The organism is Candidatus Woesearchaeota archaeon, from assembly GCA_018303405.1.
GTDB lineage: Archaea > Nanobdellota > Nanobdellia > Woesearchaeales > JABMPP01 > JAGVYD01.
On record JAGVYD010000007.1, the window covers coordinates 31,516 to 47,014 of the forward strand.

At 46.0% G+C, this 15,499-nt stretch carries 11 protein-coding genes, 4 tRNA genes and 2 rRNA genes; 3 read left to right on the forward strand and 14 right to left on the reverse strand.

Annotation, left to right across the window (positions count from 1 at the left end):
• Window positions 1–127 precede the first annotated feature (127 nt).
• Window positions 128–2,134 carry an ATP-dependent protease LonB gene (gene lonB, locus J4227_01435; protein MBS3109173.1) on the forward strand — a complete coding sequence of 669 codons (2,007 nt, stop codon included), beginning with the start codon at window positions 128–130 and terminating at the stop codon, window positions 2,132–2,134.
• 136 nt (window positions 2,135–2,270) lie between these two features.
• A complete protein-coding gene (locus J4227_01440; protein MBS3109174.1) occupies window positions 2,271–2,522 on the forward strand; it encodes a hypothetical protein in 252 nt (83 codons plus the stop codon).
• A gap of 79 nt (window positions 2,523–2,601) precedes the next feature.
• Here the strand turns inward: J4227_01440 and J4227_01445 are convergent, their stop codons facing one another.
• The 11 genes from J4227_01445 to J4227_01495 all read right to left on the reverse strand — a co-directional run bounded on the left by J4227_01445 (window position 2,602) and on the right by J4227_01495 (window position 12,960).
• The gene (locus J4227_01445; protein ID MBS3109175.1) at window positions 2,602–3,177 is read right to left on the reverse strand and encodes a hypothetical protein; all 576 of its coding nucleotides are present in this window, start codon (window positions 3,175–3,177) and stop codon (window positions 2,602–2,604) included.
• Window positions 3,174–4,316, reverse strand: coding sequence for a hypothetical protein (locus J4227_01450; GenBank protein ID MBS3109176.1), 1,143 nt, complete (start codon window positions 4,314–4,316; stop codon window positions 3,174–3,176). The genes J4227_01445 and J4227_01450 overlap by 4 nt, the downstream gene beginning before the upstream one ends.
• A 234-nt stretch (window positions 4,317–4,550) precedes the next feature.
• On the reverse strand, window positions 4,551–5,540 hold the full coding sequence (locus J4227_01455; protein ID MBS3109177.1) for a bifunctional N(6)-L-threonylcarbamoyladenine synthase/serine/threonine protein kinase: 990 nt from the start codon (window positions 5,538–5,540) through the stop codon (window positions 4,551–4,553).
• 51 nt (window positions 5,541–5,591) lie between these two features.
• On the reverse strand, window positions 5,592–6,092 hold the full coding sequence (locus J4227_01460; protein MBS3109178.1) for a PH domain-containing protein: 501 nt from the start codon (window positions 6,090–6,092) through the stop codon (window positions 5,592–5,594).
• A gap of 68 nt (window positions 6,093–6,160) precedes the next feature.
• On the reverse strand, window positions 6,161–6,541 hold the full coding sequence (locus tag J4227_01465) for a four helix bundle protein (GenBank protein ID MBS3109179.1): 381 nt from the start codon (window positions 6,539–6,541) through the stop codon (window positions 6,161–6,163).
• A 110-nt stretch (window positions 6,542–6,651) separates the two neighbouring features.
• Entirely contained in the window at window positions 6,652–7,203 is a 552-nt protein-coding gene (locus tag J4227_01470; protein MBS3109180.1) for a YdeI/OmpD-associated family protein, read from the reverse strand.
• 15 nt (window positions 7,204–7,218) lie between these two features.
• Complete coding sequence (locus J4227_01475) at window positions 7,219–7,500, reverse strand: AbrB/MazE/SpoVT family DNA-binding domain-containing protein (protein ID MBS3109181.1); 282 nt, start codon at window positions 7,498–7,500, stop codon at window positions 7,219–7,221.
• 31 nt (window positions 7,501–7,531) lie between these two features.
• A complete protein-coding gene (locus J4227_01480) occupies window positions 7,532–7,768 on the reverse strand; it encodes a hypothetical protein (GenBank protein ID MBS3109182.1) in 237 nt (78 codons plus the stop codon).
• A gap of 574 nt (window positions 7,769–8,342) precedes the next feature.
• A 23S ribosomal RNA gene (locus tag J4227_01485) occupies window positions 8,343–11,200 on the reverse strand.
• A 140-nt stretch (window positions 11,201–11,340) separates the two neighbouring features.
• Window positions 11,341–11,447 (reverse strand) — tRNA-Ala (locus J4227_01490).
• Window positions 11,448–11,605: 158 nt separating this feature from the next.
• Window positions 11,606–12,960, reverse strand: a 16S ribosomal RNA gene (locus J4227_01495).
• The 16S and 23S rRNA genes sit together here with 1 tRNA gene alongside, the layout of an rRNA operon.
• Window positions 12,961–13,261: 301 nt before the next feature.
• Here J4227_01495 and J4227_01500 point away from each other — a divergent pair.
• Window positions 13,262–14,341 carry a hypothetical protein gene (locus J4227_01500; GenBank protein MBS3109183.1) on the forward strand — a complete coding sequence of 360 codons (1,080 nt, stop codon included), beginning with the start codon at window positions 13,262–13,264 and terminating at the stop codon, window positions 14,339–14,341.
• Window positions 14,342–14,728: 387 nt separating this feature from the next.
• On the opposite strand, the gene J4227_01505 is transcribed toward J4227_01500, so the two are convergent.
• The 3 genes from J4227_01505 to J4227_01515 form a co-directional block, all read right to left on the reverse strand.
• Window positions 14,729–14,803: transfer RNA gene (locus J4227_01505), tRNA-Glu, on the reverse strand.
• A gap of 210 nt (window positions 14,804–15,013) precedes the next feature.
• A tRNA-Ile gene (locus J4227_01510) sits at window positions 15,014–15,123 on the reverse strand.
• An 85-nt stretch (window positions 15,124–15,208) separates the two neighbouring features.
• Window positions 15,209–15,279: transfer RNA gene (locus tag J4227_01515), tRNA-Gly, on the reverse strand.
• Between the last annotated feature and the right edge of the window lie 220 nt (window positions 15,280–15,499).

The following is a 15,499-nucleotide window of genomic DNA, read 5'->3' on the forward strand; positions in this document are numbered from 1 at the left end:
CGGAATATCCCTCCCAATTTCGGTTTTCCTTCATACAAAGGAGGCACAAGCATAATCATAGAATTTCAAATAAGATTTATTATCCTTATAGATAAGCTTTTAATATTATGCTCTTTTCTGAATCACCATGCCAAAAGCTAAATCTCCCGGTGGCAGCCCTGCTAAAGCAAGGAATGCAGAACCTGTTGGCCAAAAAAAGACCAAGGCATCAGTCAAGGCTAATAAGAAAGCCAAAGCCTTGGACGCCTCCAAGTCTATCTCCAATACACAGGAATCGCCTCTCAAATTTGCTGATACTTCCAAAATTGCAGTTTCAGCCAGGATAATAGAACAGGTAATTGGCCAGGAAGAGGCTGTTAATGTCATCAAGAAAGCCGCTTCCCAAAGAAGGCATGTGCTGCTGATCGGCGAGCCAGGCACTGGAAAATCCATGCTTGGCCTTGCACTGGCTGAGCTTTTGCCAAAGGAAAAACTGGTTGATGTTCTTTCATTCCCAAATGCAAATGATGAAAACCAGCCTTTGATACGGACTGTACCTTCAGGGAAAGGCCGGGACATTGTAATGCGTGCACGGCTTGAGTCCATGGGGCTTCTGAAAAACCAGAACATGCTTATGTTCATACTTGCGGTCGTGGCGATGATAATCCCCTGGTGGATCAGGTCACATTACAAATCAGACATAATGTTTGCCGCATTTTTTCTCGGGGGAATGCTTTTCCTCGCAATCTTTGTGATGTTCATTAATTTTAACAAGAAAAGCAGTGAAAAAGCGCTTGTTCCAAAAGTGATTGTGGACAATTACGATAAAAAGCAAACGCCTTTTTACGATGCAACTGGCGCGCATGCAGGCGCCCTTCTGGGAGACGTGCTGCATGACCCATTCCAAACAGGAGGGTTGGGCACACCTGCGCACGAACGCGTTGTTGCAGGCATGATCCATAAGGCCAATATGGGCGTTTTATTTGTGGATGAAATTTCCACACTCAAGCCGCATACCCAGCAGGAATTGCTCACGGCCCTGCAGGAAGGCAAATATTCTATCACCGGGCAAAGTGAGCGCTCTGCCGGCGCCATGGTCAGGACTGAAGCAGTGCCATGCAATTTTATCCTGGTAGCTGCCGGAAACTATGAAACCATAAAGCACATGCATCCTGCATTGAGGTCAAGGATAAGGGGCTATGGCTATGAAGTGTATATGAAAGAGACAATGAAGGACACGCAGGCGAACCGCGACAAAATTGCAATTTTTGTCGCGCAGGAAGTGGTAAAGGACAAAAAAATCCCCCACTTCAGCAAGGATGCGGTTGATGCAATCATTGAGGAAGCCAGGCGCATGGCAAATAGAAAAGGCCACCTGACGCTCAGGTTCAGGGAACTTGGCGGCTTGATAAGGGCTGCTGGCGACATTGCAATTGAAAGGGGAAAGACACTGGTGGAAAAGGACCATGTGCCCAGCGCAAGAAACATTGCCAGGACACTGGAACAGCAAATTGCAGACAGCTATATCGAAAGGAAGAAGGAATATGAAGTCATAATCACGAAAGGCAAAAGAGTTGGCAGGGTCAATGGCCTTGCCGTGATTGGCGGCGGCTCAGCCTTTAGCGGAATTGTGCTGCCAATTGAAAGCGAAGTCACATCCGGAGGCAAGCAGCTTGAAATCGTTGCAACAGGAAAGCTGGGTGACATTGCCAAGGAAGCTGTTAAGAATGTGCATGCAATAATCAAGAAATACTTTGGAGAATCCATTAAGGGCAGGTATGACTTCCATGTGCAATTCCTGCAGACATATGAAGGAGTGGAAGGCGATTCAGCATCCATCGCAGTCGCAACTTCAATTATCTCAGCGCTCAAGGGCGTTCCGGTGAAGCAGAATTATGCCATGACCGGCTCCCTGTCAGTGCGCGGGGAGGTCCTGCCTGTTGGCGGCGTCACTTCAAAAGTGGAAGCTGCCATAGAAGCCGGCATGGAATTTGTCATTGTGCCCAAGACAAACATGATGGACATAATCATAGACAAGGACAAGCTCAAGCGCATCAAGATTATCCCTGTAGAGACTATTGCAGATGTTCTCAAAGAGGCCCTTGACTGGAATGGCAAGGAGCCAATATTAAAGAAAATAGCTGGAGCACGCTAGGCTATTGGCGAGCTGTTGCTTAGTTCATCCAAGACCATCCAACTACAGAAGACCGTGAACCACCCTGAGGTCAAAGCTCTAGGTATATACCTCATATCCGCAAACTATTTAAAGCCCGGTCCAAAGGAAGTTCAATATGAAAAAAAGGAAATCAATGGGCAAAAAGCCGGCTCTGCCGAGAAAGGCAGGGAAGGGAGGGAAGGCCAGGAAAGGCAGCCCCAGGCCAGGCAAATCAAGTGCCCCTGACAATTATAGCCTTCTCAACTCTCCACATGTGGTGCCCACAAAAGAATGCCCTGTATGCGGCAGCAGAAACGTGCATTACAATAAAGAGCGCGCTGAGCTGGTATGTCGGGAATGCGGGGAAATACACGCTCAAATAGTCTAAAATGAAATAGCCTGGAAGGTGTGGTCATTTTCTGACATAATCAAACATAATGCATAATGGCATTATCTTGCCTTTGTTCCTAATTGTTCATATTTCCTTTCAATTTCCTTATCCTGCGCGCAGCCAGGAATATCAGGAAAATTACAGCAATGAGCAATACCCAAACAGCATATCTGGCCACCTTCTGGCCATTTTCCTTTGCCGGAACATCATAAGAATAGATTTGCAGGCCCTCCTCATTAAGTATGACAACCTTTTCTTCATCCGGATATGTCGGCAATGTCAAGGCAAAGTCATTTTCAGTGAGGATGGTCAATCCTCCGCTTATCTCGTCCTCATTATATTCGTGCAAGTAAATTTTCGCAGGTGAAATGAATTTTATGCCAAACAATTCATTGTCATTTTGGCCAAGGATTTTAAGGGAATAGCCCTGTTTTGGCTGAATCCTGTAATCAGGATAGTAGCCAAGCCTTGTTGTTTGGGAGGACAGGACTAATGAAGCTCCGGCATCAGATGCACTTTGGTAGTGGAATGTCATGATTCTTACTGTTTCCGGCCTTGCCTGGACCGGCGAAGCTGCTATGATTATGGCAATTGCCACGATAAAAAGGCAAGCCGCATTCTTCACATTTTTTGCACGGGAAAAAGGCTTCATTGATACCCCTCCAGTGCCCTTGCCATTGCATCTTCATTAATTGGGCCGTAGCTTGTATCAGACAAATCCCTCATAACCGAAGTGAGCGTGCCGCGGTAGTAATTTCCAAGCGTGCATCCTTTTTCACAAACCGGATTTATGCTCCATTTATTGCATCCGCTATAATCACAATTCGGGTAATCAGCCGGGTCATAGCCAGGATACTGGCTGTAATATGCCTCATCCTCATATTCCTCAGCCAGGTTGCCAATGGCATGGCCCAATTCATGCAAAATCACAGAACTCCTGTCACGCGTCGTGACCTTGACAAGGTTCATGATGCTGCTCGACCTGGCAGTCCCCAAAAAGCCTTCGTTGTAAATCACAAGAACAAAATCATTGGGGCAATGCGAGGCAAGGCTGTTGACAACTGATTCATCACACTTGATAATCCTGTTTTGGGCATTGCAGCTCAATGCCTCAATATCCTCAACCCTGAAATAATTCATCTTGTCATTATATCCTCCAAAAAATTCATGCCCCCTCAGCTCACTTATGTAGCTGTCTGAATCAGCGATAAAGTCATCAATATTCCCGTAGTTTGCAGGAATGACAACTATATCCAATTTTTTTTCCGGATCTCCGCTGTAATGCACATTTGTGCAGTCATCGCCGCTTCTCCTGTTCTCCGAAGTTATATCCTTGAAATCACCTTTATTTTCCAGCTTAAGCTCAACCTTCCTATTTTCCACTCTGATGCAAAAGGGATTAGACTCCTTTTGCAGCCTTAAGTCAGGAACCTCATAAGCATGGTATTCGCCTTCATAGCTGATGAAAACATTGGCATTCGAGAAGATATCCACAACTGCAGAAAGCCTGTTGTTCAGAAATTCATCGTATTGCCTCTTCCTATCGACAAAGCAAATTTCGTCAGCGCTGTTTGGCATTGAAAAGCTGATGGCCTCGACATTACCGATATCAGATGAGTCTGTTTTCAGCATTTTTGCAAGCCGGTCCCTGAAAACCAGGAGATCTGCCTCATTGCTGTCCTTGCCGATTTTGACCAGGTAAAAAGTGCCCAGTGCCCCTATTGCCAGAATCACTATTGCCACGCTGACATAAATCAGCGGAGTCAAGGCTTCCTGTCCTCTTTTATCCATAAACATGTGAAAATATTCTGTTTATGGCTATTTAAATTTTGTTTATCCAGAGGCCTTGCCCGAAAACTCGCCTTCCGGCTCGGTTTGGACATCCGCTCAGCATTGCGGCTTCCCGCGAATTGCATTTTTCTCCTCCGCAACCCCGAAAAATGCATAATCCCTCCGGGAATGTGCTTCGCAAAATTGATGCCCAAACTCACTTTTCTGACAAGACCTTATCCAGAAGAAATAACCTTATCGCCAGGCTACCAGCACATCGTCTGTCCTGAGGTACGGGTCGATTCCAGCATTTTTGATATCTGTCCTGATGCCATGTGTGCTTTCAAGTATCCCGAGCCAGGCAATCATTGCAGCATTGTCAACAAAAAACTGGTTTTGCAGGACAAAGCTATTCGCACCCCTCTCCTTACACATTATCCTGGCCATTTCCTGAAGCCTCTTGTTGCATGCAACCCCTCCACCGAGCAAAAGTTCCTTTTTGCCAGTATGGGCCAAAGCGCGCTCGCTAACCTCAATCAGCATGGCAAAAACAGTCTCCTGCGCTGAATAAGCCAAATCCTCATTCCTGTATTTTCCACTCTTGATTTTCTCCTTGATATTTGTCAGCAAGCCGCCGAAGGAAACATCCATTCCTTTCACCGTGTATGGCAATTCTATGTATTTCCTGCCTTTGGATGCAAGGCTTTCAATAATCGGCCCTCCTGGGAAACCAACACCCATCTCCCTGGCCAATGTGTCCAGGAAATTTCCTATTCCTGTGTCCAATGTTTCGCCGAAAATCCTGTATTTCTTTCCTTCGTATGCAATAATCTGGGTGTTTGCTCCAGAGGCGTAAAGAAGAATTGGGTCTTTTGCATCAGTCAGGAGCCTGCCGATTTCAAGGTGGGCAATGCAATGGTTCACACCAATGAGGGGGATGCTGTTCTGCACGGCAAGGCTCCTTGCTGCCATGGCACCGATCCTGAGGCAATGGCCTATGCCGGGCGAGGCAGAATAACTAATGAGGCTGATATCCTTTATCGAGACTTTGGCGGTTTCCAGCGCTTCGCGCACAATCCTGCCGCAGTTTTCCGCATGGTGCAATGCCACTTTGTGGGGTATCATGCCGCCTGATTTGGTCGTGAAGCTGCTTTTGACATTGCTGAGCACTTTGCCACTGTAGGTGACCACGGAGCCTCCAAATGTGTGCGCAGTGCTTTCAATCCCAAGGCAAAATTTATCCATTTTTTCCATAGGGATATGACATGGCGGGTTAATTATAAACCTTGCTAGAATTTATTTTCCTGTTACCTTTTTGGACTTTATGAGCCTGTAAATACCCCTCTCAATTTTTTCAGGGTCCTTGACGTGAAACAGGTAAATGTTTGGATTCGAGTCATCTGTGGTGCTTATGATAATCTGGCCGGCATTGCACATCCTGTCCCATAATCCCATTTTCATTGTAATGTCCTTTATCCTCTCATAAGGCGCGGAAATTTTCGTTATTTTCACAAGCTTGTACTCTGTTATCAGATGTGTTTCGAAAAAATAATACCTTGTGTGCATAAGCTTCACAATTTTCAGGGCTACGGGCACGATCCCCAAGATAACAACTATCCCTGCCAATATGCTGATTTCAGTTGTGGCTGATATCTCAAATATGCCCACTGCGCCGAGCATGGAAAGTATTGCAAATGCCACCAGGGCTATCAATATGCCCAGCCCCAAATTCTTGATTACCGTAGGCAGCAAGGCATTGACAATGCTTGGCCTGACTGTCAGCAATGGCTTGTCCATAAGAACACATCACCATCTGCCTATTAAATATATTTTGTTTTTTGACGCCGAAAACCGGCAACCTGGATTTACTTATCACCGGCATTTTCAACTGCAGAAATCATCCGTTCCAATTCCCTGGCAATTCCCCTGCATTTCTGGTCCAGCTGGTCCAGCTGGTCATTTGTAATATACCCAATATCCCTGCTCATCGTGCCTAATGCAATTATGCCGTTGGCTGATGCATTGGCATATGTCATGAAAAAAAGGAACTCCCTGCCCTCGCGAACCGCAAGAGCCTTTGAAATGTTGCTGACAACAGACAATGCCAATTTTCTGAGGAGGGGAATCATCACGTGCGCTTCATATTTTGGAAACTGCACCGTGAGCGTGTAAACTTCAACCGCCATGGAGTTGGCTTTTTCGGAAAGGCCGTTTTCCGGGATTTCATAAACTTCTTTGCTTTTCATCCACCAATCAAATTTCATTGCCTTATTATGCATTTGGTGAGATTATTCGCAGATTTTCCGTATGTTGCCCTGCTTATCACATTTTTTCCGGAAATGCAGAAAAGAGGATTCTATCTGACCATCCCGAACTTCTTGTTTTTCCGTGTCATTTTCAGGAAATTTTCGAGCCGTGTCCTGAACATTTTTGGATTTTTCCGATAATATTCTATGCCAGCAATCCTTATTCGCTTGTAATGGTCTGGGAAACTCCGGAAATTATTCCAGACTGTTTTGTCCTGCTTCAATGCTTTCATTATGTCCGGCCTGATCTTGATATCTTCAGAGGTGTCATTGTCATGGAAATGTGCAAGGCCTTCCGGAGCCATCTTGTTCTGTTTTATCATCATCCTGGCCCTTTCCATGTTCATCTGCGACATAGGGCTGCCTTTTCTCCTTGGAGTATACCTTTGCGCAGTTGCATCCTTGTTTATTTTCTTGACTATGCTGTCAATCCAGCCAAAGCACAATGCCTCCTCGACTGCGTCGTTGTAAGGAATTCTCGGCCTGTTGCTTGCCTTGTTGTAGTAAATCAGCCAGATTTCCTTTTCCTTTTTGTAGTTCTTCTTCAGCCAGGAGCGCCATTGGCTTCTTTTTGTGAGGTAAAGTGTTTTGGTGATTTGCATTCTCTTGAGAATTATTTAACTGGATGGGATAATTCTTATTCCATCCTTTTCCTTTGTTAGCGTGCCATGCTTTCCTTCTGATATATTGAATTCATCAGCTATTTCACTCGGTATCCTGACTGCGATGCTGTTTCCCCATTTTGCAAATGTGATTTCTTTCGCTTTCCTCAATTTCCTGTATTTCTGTGCGAGTTCATTCAATTGCTTCATGTCCATGATTTCTTCCTGGCAATTCGGACATCTATATGCATCAAAATCTATTCCATCCTGCTCAATTTTTCCCCTTATCTTTTTCATTATGCCTTTTTGGCATGCCGGACATTTCATTTTAATTGCCTCTCTCCACTGTTTTTATGATAATATAATTTCCTAAATCTTCACCGATGCATATTATTGAGTCTTTTTTCCCTTTGCTGGCGAACTTTATACCTTTCTTTCCAAATCTTTTTGTTTGCCCTGTCATTATAGCATTATAAACCTGGTCTGGACATGCAATCTCCCTTTCCCTTCTGATTGCATGGACTGTTATGATTATTGGCTTGCCGTCAAAATAAATCTCGCTCATTACGTATACACCTGTATATACATGTATATTATTTAAATGTTTTGGTTTTGATATACTATACTTTCAAGAATTAATAAGACTTTATTGTGAAAAGACGGAAGAATTGCGATTGGCAAAGGCTTTTATTGTAGGTTTCCAATATTGGTAGTATGAAGATACAGAACTCAAAGAATAAAACGTTTCCCAAGAATAAATATGAGGTTATTTTTTTAGTGTTTGTAAGCTCCTTGGTAATATCATTAGTACTCACATCAATGCTTCTTGAATTACCTTCATTTATTCGCAATTTCGATAAGTGCTCGAATAGTGAAATCGGATGTGGGATATTAGTCTACTCTTACTCAATTATTTTTCTGTATTGGACCGCAATTATACTGTTTGCATTTTCTATAATCCTTTTACCAACAATTTGGTTCTATGCAAAGTACAGAGAATCAAAAGCAAAGTAAATATGGATTGTGACAACTTTCCACATTCTCATACCTACCTCTCGACATTTCTCGACTAAAATTTCATTCCTCTATCAAGTCAAATCAAAAAATTACAAGAAATTAATGAATCAGACCATAGGCAAAGTATTGGAAGGTATGAACTATTGGTAACAGCATGCTGAACACCTCGTTACCTTGGTGCTTACACATCTGTCCCATCAAGCGAGTGTTGTACTCATGTTCTACGGTGTCTATTTTCACGGGGGGTTTCGGGCTTAGATGCTTTCAGCCCTTATCCCGTAAAGCGTAGCTGCCCGGCATGCCTTGTCAGACAACCGGTCTACCAGAGGCTTCGAAGTACCGTTCCTCTCGTACTAGATACTCCTTCCGCTCAGACACCAACATTTCCAGTAGATATCAAACAAACTGTCTCACAACGTTCTGAACCCAGCTCACGATCCCTTTTAACGGGTGAACACCCCCACCCTTGGCCGCTTCTGCACGGCCAGGATAGGAAGAGCCGACATCGATGTAGCAAGCCGCGCCGTCGATATGAGCTCTCGGGCGCGACAACTCTGTTATCCCCGGAGTAACTTTTCACTTTCGTGTTAGGATTGCTTATTGTTCACATTCCTATCAGTCCGGCTTTTGCCCTTACACTCTACGATGGATTTCTGACCCATCTGAGCCGAACTTTGGGCGCTGTTGATACCATTTCAACAGCGTGCCACCCCAGCCAAACTGTCCACCAATAGCTGTCCCTCTTTCGAGGTTAGCAGCGTAAACCCTAAAGACTAGTGTTTCATTTGCGTCTACACGTAATCTAGCGACTACGCTTTAGCGACTACTAGCTACCCTACACATCAGGGTTCACGTTGCAGCTACAGGCTACAGTAAAGTTTCACGGGGTCTTCGCTTCCCACTGGAAATCTCTGGAATTTGCACCAGACATGGAGTTCGGTGGAGTCCGTCCGGGGACAGTGATGATCTAGTTACGCCACTCATGCAAGCCGACATTCAATCGGCAAGGTATTACGCTACCTTAAGAGAGTTATAGTTACTCCCGCCGTTTACCAGCTCTTAGCCCGGTTGAACCCGGGTTTGAAGTACTGGCACTGGGCAGACGTCACCTTGTATACACAGCTTTACAGCTTCGCACAAGGTTAAGTTTTTGTTAAACAGTCCGACCATCCTAGTTATTGAACCCTGCGTTCGCATACATAATACACAAAAGCAGGGACCCCTTATACCAAAGATACGGGGCCAATATGCCGAGTTCCCTCGAACGGATTAATCCATCACACCTTAGGCTTCTCACCAAGGGGCACCAGTGCTGGTTCTGGGTATGGTTATGCACGATCCATCCCTGTTCCTTTTTTACGAGCTCCAGGCATTAGCTGAACAATGCAAAGCACTGCTGTTCTCAGCTTTAATCAGGTTCTCATCGTTACGATACTCCCCTGATATATGCTGATTAACACAAACGACTATTTGTGTCAGCCTAGCCCAAAGCGTCAGAAACAAGGCCTGCGTTACCGCGTGTACGCGCATAGTACAGGAATATTAACCTGTTTCCCTTTCCCGTGCTCCATTTTCTGGGCACAGTTAGGACCAACTTACCCTTGACTGATCTACATTGTCAAGGAACCCTTGCCCTTTCGGTGGCAGAGACTCTCACTCTGCTCAGATCTTACTACCGCCAGGATTCTCATACTTACAAGGTCCATGCCCTCTTTCGAGGACACTTCTACCCTCACAAGTCGCCATACCTACCACTGTTCTTGTTGAACGTCTGCAGTATCGGCAGCTGATTTAGCCCCGTCCATTTTCAGGGCTTATTCTCTTGACGAGTAAGTTGTTACACACTTTTTAAAGGGTGGCTGCTTCTAAGCCAACCTCCTCGCTGTCTTGGAGAATAAACACCTTTTACCCTTTAACACTCAATCAGCATTTTGGGGCCTTAACTGCAGTCTGGGCTGTTCCCCTTTCGAGGCCCAAGCTTACCCCGGACCCCCGTTTACCAATATCTACGACGCTTGAACATTCGGAGTTGGACAAGGAACCGATCCCTTTCGAGACCTAAATCCCTGATCCGTATCTCTACCATTCAAGCTATCTCCTTTGGCACTTGACTGCGGCCAACTTCGGTAGGAACCAGCTATCGCCTGACTCGATTGGCTTTTCACCCCTAGCCCCAGGTTAGAAGAACACTTGCACGTAGAACCTCTTCGGGCCTCCACACGGTTTTACCCGCACTTCACCCTACCAAGGGCTAGATCGTCAGGCTTCGGGTCGCACCTAAGTGACTCCACGCATTTTCATACGCCGCCCCTAATTGCTTGCGGGCATGTCGCTTTCGCTTCGGGTCCTTCTTTTGGAATTACCCTCGCCACTTAAATGCACTCCCTGGCACGTTATTCGAAACGAACGATAGAACGCCTTAGCGCCCTATCTCTAAAATAGCTATTAGGTTTCAGGATCTTTTTACTCCCTGTTAAGGGTTCTTTTCAACTTTCCCTCACGGTACTTATCCTCTATCGGTCTCCAGACGTATTTAGGGTTGGAAGTTAATACCTCCCAAATTCCTGCTTAATATCCGATAAGCAGTACTCAAGAACTCTTCACATCCTCTTGCCTTTCCCTTACGGGGCTATCACCCTCTATGGCATTCCTTTCCAGAAAACTTCTGGTCAGGCTCAAGGATTAAAAGAAGGTCTTAAAACACCACATCTCCTTACCATTGCTGGCAGGATTCAGTTTGCCCTCTGCTGTGTTCAGTCGCTCTTACTGGCAGCATCTCAATTGATTTCTTTTCCTACGGGTACTAAGACGTTTCAATTCCCCGAGTTCCCCCTCCTTACGGAGTGCTAGGTGAAGTCACATTAGGAAATCCATGGTTCAATGGCTACATGCGCCTTCCCATGGCATATCGTTGCTTGTCACGTCCTTCTTCAGCGACTGGAGCCAAGTCATCCGCCTAATAGCGTATGATTCCAAACTCTTTGCCTATGGTCTTTCATCAATAGGAACTGAGTGATTAATTCAGGCTATCTAGACCCTTCATACATTACGGGTTGCGTAACGTATTGCATCTTGTCTCTCATTTGTGATGAGCATGATTTATGTTAAGTGAATATGAAATGGACCCGTCGGGACTTTCAATATGCCCCCGAGGTCCGTGAGCATAATTTTTGAACCCGAGGCCTCCGCCTTGCAAGGGCGGCGCTCTACCGCTGAGCTACGGGCCCATTGGTGATTATTATCATATTATGAATCGAGCTCTGTTCTTGCCATTTCAAATCTTGGAGATTTTTTATGATCAAAAACATCCCGGTTATATGAGGAATATGAAATGAGCCATGCAATATCCTGAAATTCTGCACAAGAAACACTTGAAAAGAAAAAAAGGAGGTGATCCAGCCGCAGGTTCCCCTACGGCTACCTTGTGACGACTTAGCCCACCTCACTGACAAAAGATTCGACATAACCAATAAGCTATGTCTCACCCAAAGCCTGCTCGGTTGGCTTGACGGGCGGTGTGTGCAAGGAGCAGGGACATATTCACCGGGCGCTGTTGACACCCGATTGTTGCGCGCGTGTAGCCCAGAGGATTCGGAGCATACAGACCTACCGTTGCCCGCGCCTCCCTCCCGTTTTCACGGGCAGTGCTCATAATGTGCTCAGTCCATCGATGATGCCGTTAGCAATTATGAGTGCGGGTCTCGCTCGTTGCCTGACTTAACAGGACACCTTACGGCACGAGCTGACGACGGCCATGCACTACCTCTCGGCTCGTTAGGTAAGCCATTCAGACTGACCTTCATCCTGCCGTCGCCTCTGGTGAGATGTTCTGTGTTGAGTTAGATTAAACCGCACGCCGCACCCCTTGTGGTGCTCCCCCGCCAATTCCTTTAAGTTTCAGTCTTGCGACCGTAATTCCCAGGTGGCGAGCTTAACACCTTCGCTTCGACACTGCACATTCACGAAGAATGTGCAACACCTAGCTCGCAGCGTTTACGGCTGGGACTACTCGGGTATCTAATCCGGATTGCTCCCCCAGCTTTCGTTCCTCACCGTCAGATCCGTTCTAGCTAGACGCCTTCGCCACAGGTGGTCCTCTCAGGATTATAACATTTTACCGCTCCCCTGAGAATACCTCTAGCTCCTCCCGGTCTCTAGTTTGCTAGTGTCCCCTGCACACTGTTAGGTTAAGCCTAACAATTTCACAGAAGATTTGTCAAACCGGCTACGAACGCTTTAGACCCAATAATTGTGGCTGCCACTCATGGCGCGGGTGTTACCGCGGCGGCTGGCACCCGTCTTGCCCACCATTTATTCGCCAAAGTATTTACCTTTGGCAAAAGCCTACGCTAAATCGCATAAGCACGTAGGATTCCCTCCTCACGCTTTCGCGCATTGGGAAGTTTTCGCGCCTGCTGCACTCCGTGGAGCTAGGGCCAGTATCTCAGTGCCCTTCTCGGGGCGACCTCTCTCAAGGCCCCTACGGATCTCTGGCTTGGTGGGCCGTTACCTCACCAACTACCTAATCCGCCGCCATCTCATCCTTAGGTGTTGCCTTTAAGGGAAAGAACATTCCAGTGACTTTCCCCTATCCGGTATTGACCTCAGTTTCCCAAGGGTATCCCAGTCCTAAGGGCAGATTAATGACGTGTTACTGAGCATTGCGCCGGCATTGCTGCCTGACTTGCATGGCTAAACCGAATCCTACTAGCAGCAGCCGCCCGCAGGATCAACGGGTATTGATTATACGGTCGACTGTTTACTATTATTGTTCTAGTACGTTAAATTTCAGAATTGGCATTGCATGGTCTCATTCATACTTGATTGTTGCATCAAGTACACACTGATTGTGAGAATGGGAGATGATATTGCGGAAAGTGTACCGCAGAACCATGCAGGAAATTCGGCCCGTTTATAAAGCTTTCTAACCCGTATATGAAATTTTTTAGGCAATCTCATGAATTTTAATACGTTGTTACTATATAATAATCACTATATAGTAGCGAAAGCTTTAAAAAGCTGGATTACGATGTGTAGTAATATGGGCAAATATGTGGCAATTATTTCAGATTTGGACGGGAAAGCCTCTGTACTGAGAAGGCTAAAATCATCTATACCTCATGGCTCTACTGTTATTTATGATGGTGATATCCACGGGGAACCTGACAGGACTTTCAATGAAAAAATTGGCAGGCAGGTCAAACATGATGCAGTTGGGTATTATGCAGAATTACACAGGCAAAGCAGAGAACAGACACCAGAATACATGCAATGGCAACGAAATTCTTATTATACAACCAAAGACACCCTAAACGAAATCATTGAATCAACTCTTTGGTCAGATCCAATCCTTGTCACGGGGAACCGGGAAGTATATCAGTCTGACCTGTGGAATTATGATTCTGGAATGGAAAGCCCTTCAGACATTTTTCGAAACAGCAGCATCCCTTATGTCGAGAATTTACCAATCCTCAAATCTTATAAAAATGGAAGGGAGACAAAAGATGAAAGGAATGCAGACACTGCAGTTGTAATAGTGCCTTATGTCCGGTCAAAAAGCCTGGATGAAAAACTTTCCATGGCAAAGGGCATTGAGCCAACGGGCACAGATGCTGAAAAATCCGCTATCTATGAGCTGATAAGGGACGATGGGATTGTTGACAGGATAAAATCTATAGACCCAAAAAACATTTTTGTCGTGATGCATGAAAATCCCAGCCCTGAATTATTCGCCCCCTTCGGAAAGCCATACGAATCTGACAACAAAAACCTCTATTCTGTTTTGGCCAGCGAAATGTCAGCCATCAAGAATTCCGGGAAGAGCAGGGCCACCAGGCTTCTGTTCATCTATGGGCATATTGGCCCGGACAAGGGGAAATTCTACAGGACGGTAAACCTCGACGGCAACAACATTGACACCCTGCACATGAAAGAGGGTGAAGAATTCCTAATCATTGATACAGAATCAGGAGAGATTGTTGACGCCGGAACTGTAGGCTATGATGCCAATGCAGCGTTTGCCGAGATTGAATCGGATAGGGATGGCCAGGCAGTGCATGGCCTTGAGGCAGTAATTGCCGGAGCAGAAGGCGCATCCGGGGATTCCGGAAGCGCTGAGTAAAGTCTAGCACTGTAAAATTAATATGTTAAAAAAGAAAATAGCGAGATGCCAAAACAATCCATTACTTGGATCGTCTCCTTTTCTCCTTCTTCATCCTTTTGCGCTGCCACTTCCATCTCATCTGTTTTTTCTTTTTCCAGCGCCTTGAACTTCTTTTCATTATACGACCTCCGATTGCATCAACTTTTTGTTCAACTAATATGTTCAGCTAATATAATGCTCCGTCCGGCAGCTGACCTCAGCTGGCACGGGAGCGTATTAATGGGATTTCGCTTTACTCCATCCCATAAACTCACTACACCTTTTTTCCACTTTACTATTTAATGCTCCGTCCGGCAGGAGAAACCTTGCGGTTTCTGGCGCCGTACGTCGCATTCACTGCGTTCATGCTCCGTCCGGGATTCGAACCCGGGTCGCGGCCTCGAAAGGGCCGCATGATTGGCCGGACTACACTAACGGAGCAAATGACACGATCATTTGACACTCGAATTAGTCTTGAGGGGATTTCGCCTTGCTCAATCCCCTGAACTCCATTCAAGCGTGATGAGCTTTACAACCCGATTCTCGGCAGCAAATCCATCCTTTCGAAGAAAGGACTTTTTTGGATGTTAATCCTCTCTTAAAAGGCTATTCGTTGACGGAATATAATAGGGGCCGTCTAGGCCCCTTTTATGGGCCTGGCCGGATTTGAACCGGCGACCACCGGCTCTCTTCGAGCCGTTCATTGTAAATGAAGCGAGGCCATATAAGACCGGCGCTCCACCAGGCTAAGCTACAGGCCCGGAGCTGACCTCAGCTCACACGGGAGCTGGTACGACACTCGCGTTGCTCGGTCGTACGAACTGCGATTTCAGCATCTCTTCGATATGCGGCTGCCGGGATTCGAACCCGGGTTACGTCCGTGGCAGGGACGTGTCCTACCGCTAGACTACAGCCGCGCAACATAGCAATATCATTCTCATCAAGCCAATTTGCATGTCAATTGCCACGAGAACGGTAATTGCCACTTTGGAAAAGAATACTAAATCTGTTTATAAAGGTTGGGGAAAAGAAGGCCTAGTAGAAAATCCCATCGGCGACAGCCGATGTTGTAGGCTATCAGCCTACAAAACAGCTCAGCTGCCTGCGTTCTTATGTGCCTTGACCTTACATAGCTTC

Coding starts and splice junctions, on each gene's coding strand:
- lonB (MBS3109173.1), top strand. CDS start 128: ATGCCAAAAGCTAAATCTCCCGGTGGCAGCCCTGCTAAAGCAAGGAAT.
- J4227_01440 (MBS3109174.1), top strand. CDS start 2,271: ATGAAAAAAAGGAAATCAATGGGCAAAAAGCCGGCTCTGCCGAGAAAG.
- J4227_01445 (MBS3109175.1), bottom strand. CDS start 3,177: ATGAAGCCTTTTTCCCGTGCAAAAAATGTGAAGAATGCGGCTTGCCTT.
- J4227_01450 (MBS3109176.1), bottom strand. CDS start 4,316: ATGGATAAAAGAGGACAGGAAGCCTTGACTCCGCTGATTTATGTCAGC.
- J4227_01455 (MBS3109177.1), bottom strand. CDS start 5,540: ATGGATAAATTTTGCCTTGGGATTGAAAGCACTGCGCACACATTTGGA.
- J4227_01460 (MBS3109178.1), bottom strand. CDS start 6,092: ATGGACAAGCCATTGCTGACAGTCAGGCCAAGCATTGTCAATGCCTTG.
- J4227_01465 (MBS3109179.1), bottom strand. CDS start 6,541: ATGAAAAGCAAAGAAGTTTATGAAATCCCGGAAAACGGCCTTTCCGAA.
- J4227_01470 (MBS3109180.1), bottom strand. CDS start 7,203: ATGCAAATCACCAAAACACTTTACCTCACAAAAAGAAGCCAATGGCGC.
- J4227_01475 (MBS3109181.1), bottom strand. CDS start 7,500: ATGAAAAAGATAAGGGGAAAAATTGAGCAGGATGGAATAGATTTTGAT.
- J4227_01480 (MBS3109182.1), bottom strand. CDS start 7,768: ATGAGCGAGATTTATTTTGACGGCAAGCCAATAATCATAACAGTCCAT.
- J4227_01500 (MBS3109183.1), top strand. CDS start 13,262: ATGGGCAAATATGTGGCAATTATTTCAGATTTGGACGGGAAAGCCTCT.